The 14,650-nt window shown below is 63.7% G+C and carries 13 protein-coding genes; 6 read left to right on the top strand and 7 right to left on the bottom strand.

Features of this window, described 5'->3' with window-relative positions; genetic code table 11:
- The first annotated feature begins 31 nt into the window (after positions 1–31).
- Complete coding sequence (locus MUN81_RS21325) at positions 32–1,126, top strand: hypothetical protein (RefSeq protein WP_245114113.1); 1,095 nt, start codon at positions 32–34, stop codon at positions 1,124–1,126.
- Positions 1,127–1,151: 25 nt separating this feature from the next.
- Positions 1,152–2,591 carry an amidohydrolase gene (locus MUN81_RS21320; RefSeq protein ID WP_245114112.1) on the top strand — a complete coding sequence of 480 codons (1,440 nt, stop codon included), beginning with the start codon at positions 1,152–1,154 and terminating at the stop codon, positions 2,589–2,591.
- Between the two features lie 9 nt (positions 2,592–2,600).
- Here the strand turns inward: MUN81_RS21320 and MUN81_RS21315 are convergent, their stop codons facing one another.
- The 6 genes from MUN81_RS21315 to MUN81_RS21290 form a co-directional block, all read right to left on the bottom strand.
- Positions 2,601–3,086, bottom strand: a complete 486-nt coding sequence (locus MUN81_RS21315; RefSeq protein ID WP_245114111.1) for a peptide deformylase — start codon at positions 3,084–3,086, stop codon at positions 2,601–2,603.
- Positions 3,087–3,103: 17 nt separating this feature from the next.
- Positions 3,104–3,616 carry a GNAT family N-acetyltransferase gene (locus tag MUN81_RS21310; protein ID WP_245114110.1) on the bottom strand — a complete coding sequence of 171 codons (513 nt, stop codon included), beginning with the start codon at positions 3,614–3,616 and terminating at the stop codon, positions 3,104–3,106.
- Between the two features lie 77 nt (positions 3,617–3,693).
- Positions 3,694–5,265, bottom strand: a complete 1,572-nt coding sequence (locus MUN81_RS21305) for an ABC transporter permease/substrate-binding protein (RefSeq protein ID WP_245114108.1) — start codon at positions 5,263–5,265, stop codon at positions 3,694–3,696.
- Positions 5,253–6,248: an ATP-binding cassette domain-containing protein gene (locus MUN81_RS21300; protein WP_245114106.1), complete on the bottom strand. Its 996-nt coding sequence runs from the start codon at positions 6,246–6,248 to the stop codon at positions 5,253–5,255. The genes MUN81_RS21305 and MUN81_RS21300 overlap by 13 nt, the downstream gene beginning before the upstream one ends.
- A 36-nt stretch (positions 6,249–6,284) precedes the next feature.
- Positions 6,285–6,638: an ASCH/PUA domain-containing protein gene (locus MUN81_RS21295; protein ID WP_245114101.1), complete on the bottom strand. Its 354-nt coding sequence runs from the start codon at positions 6,636–6,638 to the stop codon at positions 6,285–6,287.
- Between the two features lie 409 nt (positions 6,639–7,047).
- A complete protein-coding gene (locus MUN81_RS21290) occupies positions 7,048–8,478 on the bottom strand; it encodes an amidohydrolase family protein (protein ID WP_245114100.1) in 1,431 nt (476 codons plus the stop codon).
- A gap of 216 nt (positions 8,479–8,694) precedes the next feature.
- Between MUN81_RS21290 and MUN81_RS21285 the strand changes: the two genes are divergently transcribed.
- Together MUN81_RS21285 and MUN81_RS21280 are read left to right on the top strand one after the other, a co-directional pair.
- Positions 8,695–9,690, top strand: a complete 996-nt coding sequence (locus MUN81_RS21285; RefSeq protein WP_348533149.1) for a DUF1028 domain-containing protein — start codon at positions 8,695–8,697, stop codon at positions 9,688–9,690.
- A gap of 161 nt (positions 9,691–9,851) precedes the next feature.
- Complete coding sequence (locus tag MUN81_RS21280) at positions 9,852–11,504, top strand: M28 family peptidase (protein WP_245114099.1); 1,653 nt, start codon at positions 9,852–9,854, stop codon at positions 11,502–11,504.
- Positions 11,505–11,658: 154 nt separating this feature from the next.
- Here the strand turns inward: MUN81_RS21280 and MUN81_RS21275 are convergent, their stop codons facing one another.
- Positions 11,659–12,549 (bottom strand): pirin family protein, encoded by an 891-nt coding sequence (locus MUN81_RS21275; protein WP_245114097.1) that lies wholly within the window; start codon positions 12,547–12,549, stop codon positions 11,659–11,661.
- A 300-nt stretch (positions 12,550–12,849) separates the two neighbouring features.
- Between MUN81_RS21275 and MUN81_RS21270 the strand changes: the two genes are divergently transcribed.
- A complete protein-coding gene (locus tag MUN81_RS21270) occupies positions 12,850–13,968 on the top strand; it encodes a glycoside hydrolase family 43 protein (protein WP_245114095.1) in 1,119 nt (372 codons plus the stop codon).
- A gap of 243 nt (positions 13,969–14,211) precedes the next feature.
- On the top strand, positions 14,212–14,634 hold the full coding sequence (locus tag MUN81_RS21265) for a BrxA/BrxB family bacilliredoxin (RefSeq protein WP_190927064.1): 423 nt from the start codon (positions 14,212–14,214) through the stop codon (positions 14,632–14,634).
- Positions 14,635–14,650 lie beyond the last annotated feature (16 nt).

Here is a 14,650-nt window from a genome sequence, read left to right as displayed (position 1 = left end):
CGCAGTGGTTGGCGCTGGCCAGCTTCTCGTCTTGGTTGGCGCGGTCCTTTTGGCGGCCTGCTCGGGTCCTTCTACCTCTGAGAAAGCACCGACTGTCGTCAGCCAGAATGCCGCGCCGACAGCGTCGGCATCTGCCGCCACAGCTGGCAAAGACACCCTGCAAACCTTCTACGCCGGCACGCTGGGCGGTAAGCTGGCCGTGCGCCTGTGCCTGGTGCCCTTCGACACCACCGTGTACGGGGACTATTACTACGAGCCGCGCAGCGGCAGCGGCATTGCCCTGTTGGGCGAGCGTCGGCCCTCCGGCCAGTGGCGGCTGCGCGAGTTCACCAACCAAAAGCACCCCGACCGGCCCACGGCCGAGTTCCTGCTAGCACTGCAGCCCGATGGCTCGCTGGCGGGCACCTGGCGCACGCTGCCGCCCGCCCGGCCGCGCCAGCTGCCCGTGACGCTGCTGCCCTACACCCCGCCGCCCGCCGCTGATTGCCGCGTGCGCATCACCAGTCCCGACTCCGAAGAGCTAGCCATCACGGTGCCCAGCGCAGCCGTGAGCCAGATGCTGCGCGTGCAGCTGCGCATGCTGGTGGCCGACGACAACGGCGACCCTGGTACCCAGATGCTGACCGCCGAATACACCGATAACTGCCTGCTCAGCGTGCTGCTGCACAGCGAGATGGTGGGCGCCAGCGTAACGCCGGGCGTCACCCACAGCGTGTACGACCTGCGCACCGGCGACGGCATCCTGGTAGAAGGAGAAATCGACCCGAAAAAGGTGCCGGCCCTGGTGGCCGAAGCCAACCGCCGGCTGCAAGTGCAGCTCCAGCACTTTCTTAACGACTACTCGAACCAGGAAGGCGAAAGCGGTGGGCTGCTGGAAGAAGACGTGGCCGGCCTGCGCGAGCAGCGCTACACGCGCGCCACGTTCGATGCCTACAACGGCAGCTATCTGCTCGACGATTCCGTGCGGTTTGCCTTCCCGGTGCAGTACGAAGCCATGAGCAGCTTCATTTCCAAAATGTACACCGATGCCTTCGCGCCGGCCTTTTCCTTCGCCGAAATTCAGCCGTACCTGTTGCCCAACAGCCCGTTGCGCCGCCTGGCGCCGGCGTCCCATGCGGGCCGCTAGTGTTGCTATTTTGTCCAAGTCCCTTATGAAAACCACCGTTACCTTGTCCCTGCTAGGCGCTGGCCTGCTGCTGGCCTTCCGCCCGGCCCTGCCGCCCGCCGACGCCCTCAAAACCGAAGCCCTGCAGGATTTGCAGTCGCACTACGCCGAGTACCAGCAGGTAGCCCAGCGCATCTGGGGCTTTGCCGAAGTGGGCTATAAGGAAACCAAAAGCTCGGCCCTTTTGCAGGAGCAGCTGCGCAAAAACGGCTTTACGGTGCAGGCCGGCGTGGCCGACATGCCCACGGCCTTCGTGGCCACCTACGGCAGCGGCGAGCCGGTCATCGGCATCCTGGCCGAATACGACGCGCTGCCGGGCCTGGCCCAGCAGGCGGTGGCCGAGAAAACCACCATTGCCGGCCAGGACGCCGGCCACGGCTGCGGGCACAACCTCTTCGGCACGGCCAGCGTGGCGGCGGGCATCGAGCTGAAAAAGCTGCTGAAGGAAGGCAAGCTGCGCGGCACCGTGAAGGTGTACGGCTGCCCGGCCGAGGAAGGCGGCAGCGGCAAAGTGTACCTGGTGCGGGCTGGCTTGTTCAAGGGCGTGGATGCGGTGCTGCACTGGCACCCGAGCAACGGCAACGCCGCCATGACCGGCCAGTACATCGCCAATAAGTCGGCCAAATTCCGGTTCCACGGCATTGCCGCACACGCGGCCGCCTCGCCCGAGCGGGGCCGCAGCGCCCTCGACGGCGTGGAGGCGATGGATAATATGGTGAACATGATGCGCGAGCACGTGCCCCAGGAAACGCGCATTCACTACGTCATCACCAGCGGCGGCAAGGCGCCCAACGTGGTGCCCGACTACGCCGAAGTGTACTACTACGTGCGCCACCCCAACCGCGCCACCGTGCAGGCCGTGTTCGAGCGCGTGGTGAAAGCCGCCGAGGGCGCCGCCTTGGGCACCGGCACCACCATGGACTACGAAATCATCGGCGGCACGCACGAACTGCTGGTGAACGAAACCCTGGCCCGGGCCCTGCAGCGCAATCTGGAGCAGGTGGGCGGCGTGAGCTATACCCCAGAGGAAGCGGCCTTCGGCAAGCGCATTCAGGAGTCGTTGGGCGTGCCCGCACCGCCCGTGGCGCAGGCCGCCGAAGTGGCGCCCTACCAGCCGCGCGACGCCGGCGGCAGCAGCGACGTGGGCGACGTGAGCTACGTGGTGCCCACTGTGGGCCTGACGGCCGCCACCTGGGTGCCCGGCACGCCGGCGCACAGCTGGCAGGCCGTGGCCTGCAGCGGCAAGGAAATCGGCAGCAAAGGCATGATGGTGGCCGCCAAAACCATGGCCCTGACCGGCATCGACCTCTTCACTAACCCCGACCTGCTCACCAAGGCCCAAGCCGAACTCAGGCAGCAAGTGGGCAGCTATGTCTACAACCCCCTGCTGGGCGACCGCAAGCCCGCCCTCAACTATCGGGACTAGCCCGCCGGACTAGGGCCGCCAGCGAAACGACTGCGAGTCGATGGCGCGCATGGTGCACAGCACGCCGTCGAGGTGGTCGCACTCGTGCTGCAACAGCTCTGAGAGGGCATCCTGCACGGGCCACACCTGCGGTTGCCAGTGCTCGTCGCGGTAGCGCACGGTCAGGGACTGGTGCCGCCGCACGCGCACCAGCAGGTTGGGGAAGCTCATGCAGTCGTCCCACAGCTCGAACAGCTCTTCGCTGGCGTCGGTCAGCTCGGGGTTGAGCAGCACCAGGGGCCGGTCGAGGTTGAGGTACACCAGCCGCTTCATGATGCCCAACTGCGGCGCCGCAATGCCCCGGCCGAAGCCGTAGCGGACGCGCACCTCGTTCATTACGTTGTGCAGGTCAGCCACCCAGCCGGCTACCAGCGGCAGGTCGGCCTTCGTCACCGGCTCGCACACCTCGTACAGGCGCGAGTCGCCGAGTAATACCATGTCAGCCAGGGTTTTCATGAGCAGGCGGCTGCCTTCTATGTCAAGGGCTTTTCCAGCACCAGCAGCGTGAGCGGCTGCTTGGGAATGCCAAAGCGTGGGTCGGTAGGAAAGGCTTCGGTGGCGCCGGTCTGGCGGTAGCCCTGGCGCTCGTAATAGGCAATGAGCTCGTGGCGCACCGAAATGACGGTCATCTTGCTCACGGTGCAGCCGTGCTGGCGGCCGTAGTCTTCGGCAGCTCGGATGAGGAATTTGCCCACGCCGCGGGCCTGGCCCTGGGGCTCCACGGCCAGCATGCCCAGGTATACTTTCGGGCCCGTGGCCTGGGCGTAGAAGCTGCCTAGCAACTCATCGTTTTCGCCCAGACACATCAGGATGGCGGCCCCGGGAGCGGCCAGCATCTCGCGCAGGCCTTCTTCGTCGATGCGCTGGCCGTCGAGCAGGTGCGCCTCGGTGGTCCAGCCCTGGCGGGAGGAGTCGCCGCGGTAGGCGCGGTTCACGAGGCGGGTGAGGCGAGGTACGTCGGCGTCGGTGGCAAGGGCGAGATTCATGCAGCGAAAGTAGCGTGGACGCTGCGAGTTCGCGCCCGGATGAACGCTCCACCACGCGCGGACTCGCAGCGTCCACGCTACTCGCGCAGGTACCTGCCCAAATCCGACACGCTGGCAATGCCCAGCTGTTGCGCCTGCCGTTGCCGCATCAGCAGGGCATAGGTATTGTTGAAGCCCAGCGGGGCCAGCCAGTCTAACTGGTAGCGCCGCTGGAACTCCCGCCGCACGTAGCTCAGCACCGCCGCCGGCCGCCCGCCCAATGAGTCGACCACGGCCGGTGTGGGCTGCAGCAGTACCAGCAGGCCAGTGCCGGTGTATTCGGGATAAAGGTCGATGGCGCCGGTGCGCAGGGCCTCGAAGCAGATGGTGGTGCCGCCCAGGCCGGTTTTGGTTTGCACGGCCAGGTCGGTATTGCCGCGGATGAGGGCGGCGTACATCTCAATCAGAATGTATTGCTCGGCAAAAATCTTCGAGCCCAGCTTCACTACCGGTGCGCCGGGCACGGCTGGGCGAGCGTCGCGCCACAGCCCGCGCCGCCGCAGGTAGGCCTCGGCAATGGCCTTGGGGGCTTGGTGCAGGTAGTCGGCGCGGTAATTCAGGTTGGTCATGGCCGTGTCTGAAATCAGCCCGTCGAGCTGGGCCAGCACGGGCGCCAGCTCCGGGTGCTTGCGCAGCAGCGCGGGGCGCACCACCGGCACGGCGTAGTAGGGCGGAAACACCCGGCGGTCGTCGCGCAGCACGCACAGGTCGTAGGCCCGGATGCGGCCGTCGGTGCTGTAGCCGTCGATGACGTCCACGTTGGCGTTGCGGGCGGCTTCGTACACCAGCGCGGGGGCCAGCACTACGCTGGGCAGGTGGTGTAGGCGGTAGGTTTTGGTGAGGCCGGGCAGCCCGTCGGCCCGCCCCACAAACTCGGGGCTAAAGCCGGCCAGCAGCTTGCCCGTGGCCCGCGGCAGCAGGTAGAGCGCACCCAGCAGCGGCAGCGCCACCAGCAGCGCGGTGCCCACCTGCCTTAGTCGGCGGGTGCTCAGTTTCTGCACGCCGCCCAGCAGCACATCAAAAGCCAGCGCCAGCCCGGCAGCCGGTAGCGCCCCGGCCAGTATCATCACCGGATTATTGAGGGCAATGCCGCCGAAGATGAACTCGCCCAGCCCGCCAGCGGCCACGTAGGCCGCCAGGGTGGCCACGCCCACGTTTATCACGGTAGCTGTGCGGATGCCGGCCATGAGCACCGGCAAGGCCAGCGGCAGCTCCACGCGCCGCAGCACCTGCGCGTCGGTGAGGCCCAGGCCGCGGGCGGCTTCCACCACGGCCGGCGGCACGCCCTGAATGCCCGCCAGCGTGTTGCGAATGATGGGCAGCAGCGAGTACAGAAACAGGGCAAAAATGGCCGGCTTCGGCCCGATGCCCAACAGCGGAATCAGGAAGCCGAGCAGGGCAATGCTGGGCACCGTCTGGAGGATGCCCGCCAGGCCCAGCACGGCGGGAGCCCAGCGTGGCCGCCGCGACAAAAACAGCCCCAGCGGTACGCCCAACAGTACCCCCAGCAGCAGCGAGCCCGCCGTGAGGCCGATGTGCTGCAGGGTTTGTTCGCCCAGCTTGCCGGCCTGCTCCTGCCAGAAAGTGAGCAGCGCGCTTAGCGTTTCCATGCGTCCTCCTCTCGTTGCAGGGCTTCGCCGAAGGCAGCCATGAGTTGGGCCACGGTGAAGCTGGCCGCGGCGTTTGGCGCCGCGCCGCTGGTTAGCGCTTCCAGCGCTTCATTCACGGTAGTCGCGGTGGTGAAAACGTCGGTGGCTTCGCCGGTGCTGCCGGTTATCAACTTATCCACAATGCTGGCCTCGTAATTGGGGAAAACGTCGCCCAGTGTGAGGGTGCGCAGCTGCAGCCCCAGCCGCTCGGCCGCGAAGAAGCGGCGCACAAAGTCGTTGGCGGGCCGAAACAGCAGCTCGCGGGGCGTGCCCAGTTGCTGCAGCTGGCCGGCATTGAGCAGCAAAATGCGGTCGGCCAGCTCGAAGGCCTCGGTCACGTCGTGGGTCACGAGCACCACGGTTTTGCGGCGCAGCTCGTCCAGCTCCCGAAACTCACGCCGGATGCTGGCCCGCGTGATGGGGTCGAGGGCGCCAAAGGGCTCGTCCAGAAGGATAATGGGCGGGTCGGCGGCCAGCGCACGGGCCAGGCCCACGCGCTGCTGCTGCCCGCCCGACAGCTGGTGCGGGTACTGTCCGGCGTAGCGCTCCGGCGGCAGGTGCAGACGCGTGAGCAGCGCCGTGGTGCGCTCGGCAATGGCCGCCGGGGCCTGGCCCAGCAGGCGCGGCACCACGGCCACGTTTTCGGCCACGGTGTAGTGCGGCAGCAAGCCCACCTGCTGAATGACGTAGCCCATGCCGCGCCGCAGCTCCTCGGGGCGCTGGGCACGCACGTCTTCGCCGTTGATGTGGATGCTGCCGCCATCGGGCTCAATGAGCCGGTTCAGCATTTTGAGCAGGGTGGTTTTGCCGCAGCCGCTCGGGCCCAGCAGCACCAACGTTTCGCCGGCGGCCAGTGCAAACGACACGTCCTGCACCACGGTCTGCGCCCCGTAGCGCTTGCTAAGCTGAGAAACGCGAATGACGGGCGCGGCAGAATCGGACACGCCGCAAGGTAAGGAGGGAGGACAGACGGCCCTCCTTTACCACAGTCGGATATCGGTGATGCCGGCCGGAATGGGCGCTTGCTCGCTAAAGCCCAGCACGCACCAGTTGGGCTGCACGCCGAAAGCGCCGCCTTCGAGCACGTAGCTCACCCAGCGGGTGGCGGTGCGGCCGGTGAATTGCCCGCTGTCGGGGTCGAATTCGCGCAGAATCAGCATGTCGCCGACCTGAAAGCTGCGGTCGTTTTCGCGCACGTCAAACGGTTTGTTGCCAGCCTTGACGGCGGCAAAGCACGATGGCCAGGTTTTGAGCTCGTGGGTTTGGCGTAGGCCGGGGTTCTGGATTTGGAACTGCGGAACGAAAGGCTCGGAGAAGGAAGTATGCGAAGTCATGGGAGGTGTCGTTGAAGAGGAGCTGCCGGCAGGAAAGCCGCCAACCAGGCGGCTTTCGATGGGGGACTTAGGCTCCGGGGGTGAATGCCTGATATTCTGAAGATAAGTAAAAAATCAGGCCAAGATGATTCAACGATAAGAAAATCAGGATGGTTCCGGGTGAAAATTCGAGCTGGCAGCCGGGCCGGCTCTGCAAAAACCAATTGCTTTCTGGGGTTTCGCAATCGATTGAATGGCTTGCATTCCCGGTTTTTTAAAAGCGCAGAAGTGCGGCGATGGCCCGCACCGAAAGCCTGTTTACAAGCCTCTGGCAGTCGATAAAAAAATAACAGTTAGGTAAGCAGAACCACAAAGGTGCGCCTAATTATCGACTTGCGTCTGAGCGTGAGCTCACTCCCTGGCCAAGGCCCTAGTTCAGCCCCACCTTACTTTTCATCGACTCAAACAGCTTGGGCGAGTCGTAGCCTACGCCATTCTTGAACACGATTTCCATGCGCCGCACCTGCTGGATGTCCTGCTCCGGGTCGCCGTTGATGAGCACCAAATCGGCCTGCTTGCCGGCTTCGATGGTGCCAATTTCCTTGTCGCGGCCCAGGTAGATGGCGCCATTCAGGGTGCCGATTTTGATGGCCTGTACCGGCGTGAAGCCTTCCTCAACCAGCAGCTCCAGCTGGCGGCGGTTGGCGTAGCCGGCAATGGTGCGGCCCGCGCCGGTGGGGTCGGTGCCGGCCACCAACAGGCCGCCGGCGTCGTGAAACTGCTTTTCCCAGGCCATGTTCTTCTTGAAGAGGCGCACGCTGGCGGTGTCGCGCTGCTGGTTTTGCTGCCAAGTGGTTTGCTCGCGCTCCTGCAACTGCGGAATCAGGGATTCGAGGCCGCCTCCCAGCACCACCTCGCGGCCCGTGTAGGGCTCAAACACGGTGAGCGTGGAAGTGAGGGCCACGTGCTTGCTCACCAGAAACTTGATGAGGCTGGCCATGTCGGGGCTGTTTTGGGGCAGGCGCAGCAGGCTCTGGCGGGCGGCGGGGTAGTCGCAGGCGTCGGCGGCTTTGTTGGGCACGAAGTCGGAACTGGCCATGAAGCCGTGTTCCAGATTGTCGATGCCCATTTCGGCCGCCTCGCGGTAGCTGATGCCGCACAGGTGGCCGGTTACTTTGAGCTGGCGGGCGTGGGCTTCGCGCACCACGGCGGCCAGGTCGGCGCGGGTGGCGTGCATGTACATCTTGAATGAAGTGCAGCCCTTATCGGCCCAGAACTTGGTGCTGGCCGCCGCGTCCTCGGGGCCTTTGATGGTGTTCAGGGCCGGAATGTCCATGCCGGGCTCCTCCATGTAGGGCGCGGTCACGTCCATGTCGGGCCCGATGACCTTGCCTTCCGAAATCAGGCGTTTGATGGCCAAATCGGTCTGCGGCTCGATGCTGCCGGCCGTGCGGATGGTGGTGGCGCCCCCGGCCAGGTACAGCCGCGGGAAGGAGTAGGGCATCTGGGCGATGTTGAAAAACGGGCCCGCGGGCATGGTGTAGTAGAGGTGCTCGTGCAGCATCACCAAGCCCGGAATCAACGTTTTGCCCGCGCAATTGATGACCTGCGCACTGGCCGGCACCTTTACTTTTTTCAGCGGCCCCACCTGCGTGATGCGACCGCCTTGCAGCAGCACGGTTTGGTGCAGCTGGGCGGGGCGGCCGGTGCCGTCAATCATCTTGGCATCGACGAGGGCCACCGTGGGCGCGTTCACCTTGATGAATTCCTGCACCTGCGGCGTGAACTGCTGGGCGCGCCCGGCCGAAGCAAGGGCCAGTGAAATCAGGCCTGTCAACAGGCAACGAGTGGCAGTTTTCATGCAATGATATTTTGAAGGGTGAATGCCCAAAGGTGATTAATAATGTGGAATAAAAGTGATGATTTTTTGCAAATTCTGCAGCGTTTTGGCTTTTCTGGCCGAAGTTGCACCCCAAAACTTTTGGGCTAACACAATCTTTAGGGCGTGTTGCTAGCCGCAGATGTGTGGCCGGCTTTCCTCGTTCGGCACTCACTCATTCTCATCAAATTCCCACCTATGTTGCTCAACCGTTACTCCTTACTCGTTCTTCTGGTCCTGCTATTGCGCTTGCCCGCCGCCGCCCAGATGTATTCTGCCACCGACCCGTTCGCGCACACGTTCAGCATTGTGGCGCGCGACCCCGCCACCGGTGAAATGGCCGTGGCCGTGCAAAGCCACTGGTTTTCGGTGGGCACGTCGGTAAGCTGGGGCGAGGCCGGCGTGGGCGTGGTGGCCACGCAGTCGTTTACCAACAAGTCATTCGGCCTGCGCGGTCTGGCTTTGCTGAAAATCGGAAAATCGGCCCAGCAGGCGCTGGATGAGCTGCTCTCGAATGATGAAGCCCGCGAGGTGCGCCAGGTCGCCATCCTCGACAACCAAGGCCGCGTGGCCACGCACACCGGCAAGAAGTGCGTCGACATGGCCGGCCACCAGCAGGGCAACCAGTTTTCGGTGCAGGCTAACATGATGCTCAACGCCACCGTGTGGCCCGCCATGGCCAAAGCCTACGGGCAAAACGCCAAACTGCCCCTGGCCGAGCGGGCGCTGGCTGCCCTGGATGCTGCCCAGGCCGCCGGCGGCGACATTCGCGGCCGGCAGTCGGCGGCCCTACTCGTGGTGCGCGGCACCGCCACCGAAGGCCCCTGGGCCGACCGCCTCATTGACCTGCGCGTGGAAGACAGCGCCGCGCCGCTGCCCGAGCTGCACCGCCTCCTGAGCCTGCAGCGCGCCTACGACCACATGAACGCCGGCGACCTGGCCGTGGAGAAAAACGACATGCCCCTGGCCATCAACGAGTACCAAGCCGCCGAAAGGATGTTCCCGCAAAACCTGGAAATGAAGTACTGGCACGCCATCACGCTGGCCAACAAGCAGCAGGTGCCGGCGGCCATGGCCTTGCTGCGACCCATTTTCAAGCAGGAGCCCAACTGGCGCACCCTCACCCAACGCCTGCCCAAAGTAGGCCTGCTCACGGTGACCGATGCGGAATTGAAGCAGATTCTGGCGCTGTAGAGACGCATATTTGCGTCTCAATCCTGAACGAGGTAGAGACGCAATATTTTGCGTCTCGTCGTCCGCGCCGTCTCAAGGATTGTCGGGTTTCGTTCGCGCCATGCAGGCACAAGTCGTTCAACGACGAGACGCAAGATATTGCGTCTCTACACCATTTATCCATGAAAAACTTTCTTTTAGTAAGCGCTGCCGCGTCGTTGCTGCTCAGCGCCCGTGCCCAGGCGCAAGCCCCGCTCATAGTGCCCGCGCCCGTCAAGCAGGCCCTCGACCAGGTGCAACCGACTGACATCAAAGCCCACATTGCCTACCTGGCCGACGACAAGCTGCAGGGCCGCAAAGCCGGCACGCCCGGCTACCAAATGGCCGTCGACTACGTGACCAAGCAGCTCAAGGACCTGGGCGCGCAGCCCGCCGGTGAAGGCGGCACCTACATTCAGAAAGTGCGCCTGCGCCGGGCTTTCCTGAAGGGCGACGCCACGTTCGCGGCCCGCGATGCCAAAGGCGCCGCCATCCCGCTGACGCTGGGCCAGGACTACGTGGTATACCCCAGCCCCGAGCTGCCGGCCACCATCGTCACGAACGCGCCGCTGGCCTTCGCCGGCTACGGCATCAGCGCGCCTGAACTGGGCTACGACGATTACAAAGGCCTTGATGTGAAGGGCAAAATCGTGGTGATAGTGCGTGGGGCGCCTCGCACGTTTGCTTCCACGGTAGCCTCGGCCAGCCAGGATTTGGCGGGGCTGCTGAAGGCGGCCGTGCAGCACGGCGCCGTGGGCCTGATGCTGGCCTCGGCCCACGCCGGCCCCCTGCCCAATATCAAAACCGGTACCTACAGCGTGTTGGGGCCCAATGGCAAGGTGGCGGTGTCGCGCACCTTCGCCGCGGGCAGCAAGCAGCAGTTTTATGGGGCCGTGAGCGCCGCCACGCTGCAGCGCTTCCTGCAAACCGCGTCGCTGGATACCGTGCAGGTGTTTGCCTCCATCAAAGGCGGCAAGCCGGCTTCGGCCGCGCTGAAAGTCACCGTGACGGCCAGCGCCCAATCCACTTACCAGGACATTGAGAGCTACAACGTGGTGGGCAAATTTACTGGCTCCGACGCTAAGCTGAAAGATGAGTACGTGGTGCATTCCGCCCACCTCGACCACCTCGGCATCACGGCCCCGGTGAAGGGCGACTCCATCAACAACGGCGCCCACGACAACGCCTCGGGTGTGTCGTGCGTGCTCGAAATCGCCAAAATCTACTCCAAGCTGAAGGAGAAACCCAAGCGCACGATGCTCTTCGTGTTCATGACCGGCGAGGAACTGGGCCTGCTGGGCTCGGCAGCCTTTGCGGCCAATCCCACGGTGCCCAAGGCCCGGATTGTGGCCGACGTGAACATGGACATGCCCACGCTCATTGCCCCGCTGCTGAGCGTGGTGGCGCTGGGCGCGCCGCATTCCACGCTCATCGAACCGGTAAAAAAGGCGGCCGCTTACATGAACGTAACCCTGGAAGAAGACCCCGAGCCCGAGCAAAACCGCTTCATCCGCAGCGACCAGTACAGCTTCGTGACGGCCGGCATTCCGGCCCTGCACATCAAATACGGCAACAAAACCGCCGACGGCAAAAACAACCTCAGCGAGGAAGTGCAGAAGTGGCGCGCCGTCACCTACCACAAGCCGCAGGACGACATCAACGGCCAGTTCGACTTCGATGCCGCCAAGAAATACGTGCAGCTCTGCTTCCTCATCGGCTATCAGGTAGCCCAGAACCCCGCGCGCCCGACGTGGAACAAGGGCGACTTTTTCGGCCAGCGCTACAGCAGCCGGTAGCGCCGACGCTTGAATATCAAGACGTCATGCAGAGCGCCAGCGAAGCATCTCGCGTGCAGCAGTAAATCAGTCGATTGGATTACTGCTGCACGCGAGATGCTTCGCTGGCGCTCTGCATGACGCTCTTTTTTATGCTCCGAATTGCGATTTAGCTCTACTCGTCGTCCTCAAACTTGCCCATGGCCCCACTCTCATAGTCAGCAATGGCTTGCACCAGCTCCTTGTTGGTGTTCATCACGAAGGGGCCGTAGGTGGCCAGCGGCTCTTCAATGGGCTCGCCGGCCAGGACCAGCACGATGCTGTCTTCGGTGGCGGTGATGTGGGCTTCTTCTGAATCCCAGCCCAGCACCACCAGCTGCTTGGTGGCCGCCGGGCGGTTGCCGTGCAGCAGCACGTCGCCCTTCACAATGTAGAGGCCAACGTTGTAGTCCTGCGGCAGCTTGAGCGTGAACTCGCTGCCCTTGGGCAGGTGTACGTCGAGCATGGTCAGGGGCGAGAACGTGCCGGCGGGGCCGGTCACGCCCTCGTAGCTGCCCGCGATGACGCGGATGGTGCCCTGCCCGTCGGGCGTGGGCAAGGTCTTGATGGCCGAGGAAGGAATGTCCTGGTAGTTGGCGGGCGCCATTTTGTCCTTTTTGGGCATGTTTACCCAGAGCTGCACCATTTCCAGGGTGCCGCCGCGGCGGGTGAACTCCTTCTCGTACATCTCCTCGTGCAGGAGGCCGGCGCCGGCCGTCATCCACTGCACGTCGCCGGGGCCGATGTTGCCTTGGTGGCCAGCCGTGTCGCGGTGGGCCAGCACGCCCTGATACATAATGGTCACGGTTTCGAAGCCGCGGTGGGGATGGGGCGGCGAGCCCAGCGGCTGGTCGCTGGGCGCAATGGCCATGGGCCCGATGTGGTCGATGAGCAGGAAGGGGCTGAGCTGGCGGATGCGCGGCCCCGGCATGGGGCTGGTCACCTGGAAGCCGTCGCCTACGGCCTTTCGGTTGCCGTCAATCACCTGAAAGATGCGGCGAAAAGTGGTGGCTTGTGCGGTATCCATAAAAAGTAGGAAAAGGAGAGGGGAAAGGCCTGCTCACGGCGGCCGTTTGGTAAAAGCGTTGGGCGTCAAAATAGTTATGCGCCGGCCGTTGCTAAACGCGTTGCCGCCCGTTGGGTTTTGTCCGCCTATCACAAACGGTTGCGGTAGTTTTGAGTTAAAAAGCGTTATCAATCAGATGGTTGCACGCACAGGTTGTGCTTCTATATTTACGCGGCAGTCGCTAAAACCCCTGGCCTAGCCCCGGCGGTCAATTCGTTTTTGACAGCCTTCGAAAACCTGCTCACACCCCAAAATTCCCTCATGCTCACCTCCTCCAAAACGCAGCGCCTGGCGCCCGTACTAGCCGCTTCGCTGGCTCTGCTCGGGGCCTGCCAAAGCAACAGCTCCACCCAGGAAACCACCACCACTTCTGAGGCGCCCAAAGCCGATACCGCCGCAGCCCCGGCCGCCAAGCAGCCGCTGTCGCAGCCCCTCATCAGCAACATCTACACCGCCGACCCGTCGGCGCATCTTTTTGAGGGCAAGATTTACATCTACCCCTCGCACGACATCGAGGCCGGCATTCCGGAAAACGACAAAGGCGACCATTTCGCCATGCGCGACTACCACATCCTGTCGATGGACAGCATCGGTGGCAAGGTGACGGACCACGGCGTGGGGCTCGACATCAAGGATATTCCCTGGGCCGGCCGCCAGCTGTGGGCGCCCGATGCCGCCTTCAAGGCCGGCACCTATTACCTCTACTTCCCGGTGAAGGACAAGCAGGACGTCTTCCGCATCGGCGTGGCCACCAGCAAAACGCCCGCTGGCCCCTTCAAGGCCGACCCCGCGCCCATTGCCGGTAGTTTCAGCATCGACCCGGCCGTGTTTCAGGACACCGACGGCAGCGCCTACATGTACTTCGGTGGCCTCTGGGGCGGCCAACTCCAGCGCTGGCAAAAAGGCACCTACGACGCCAACGCGCCCGAAAAAGAGCCCAGCGGCGACGTGCCCGCCCTCAGCGCCCGCGTGGCCAAGCTCTCGGCCGACATGAAGCACTTCGATGGCCCCGTGAAAGAACTGGTCATCATGGATGAAGCCGGCAAGCCGCTATTGGCCAGCGACACCAAGCGGCGCTTCTTCGAAGGCGGCTGGATGCACAAGTACCAGGGCAAATATTACTTCTCCTATTCCACCGGCGATACCCACCTGCTGGTGTACGCCACCAGCTCTACGCCCACCGGCCCCTTTACCTACCAGGGCGTCATCATGGAGCCCGTGCAGGGCTGGACCACCCACCACTCCATCGTGCCCATTAAGGACAAGTGGTACATTTTCTACCACGACACCCAGCTCTCGGGCAAAACCTGGCTGCGCAACATCAAAGTCACCGAGCTGAAGCGCCGCGCCGATGGTAGCATCGAGACGATAGTGCCGTAGGCCGAGGGTAGAAAGACGGCGCAAACAAGAACGTCATGCTGAGCGCAGTCGAAGCATCTCTCCCGCAGCAGTAAACCAATCATCAGGGTTTAGCTGCGCAGTAGAGATGCTTCGACTGCGCTCAGCATGACGTTCTTGTTTAAAGCAACCGGTACCCTCGAAACTTTCCGCCGCCCCTAATGCTTTAAGCATGCGTATTTTTGCATCCTCACGCGGCCCCGCCGCCTTTTAATTAACCAGACAATGGCAGTTTATCCCGAATACATGGTGGCGCCCATCCGCCAGGACCTCACCGAGGTTGGTTTTGAGCAGTTGATGACCCCCGAAGCAGTGGAGTCGGCCCTGGCCGACAAAGAAGGCACCGTGCTGGTGGCCGTTAACTCGGTGTGCGGCTGCGCCGCCGCCAAGGCCCGCCCGGCCCTGAAAATGGCCTTGGCCAGCGCCGACAAGAAGCCCGGCAAACTCGTGACCGTGTTTGCCGGCATGGAAACCGACGCCGTGGCCAAGATGCGCGAGCACCTGCTGCCGTACCCTCCTTCGTCGCCCTGCATCGCCCTGTTCAAAGACGGCGAGCTGGTGCACATGATTGAGCGCTACCACATCGAAGGTTCCGACGCCATGCGCATCGTCAACAACCTGCAAGGCGCGTTTGAGGAGTATTGCTAAGTGGGGGCCTGGATCT

Origin of the sequence: Hymenobacter sp. 5317J-9 (assembly GCF_022921075.1) — a bacterium.
Classification (GTDB): Bacteria; Bacteroidota; Bacteroidia; order Cytophagales; family Hymenobacteraceae; genus Hymenobacter.
Note: the sequence above shows the minus strand (reverse complement) of the source record. Positions and strands in the feature narration are given on the sequence as shown.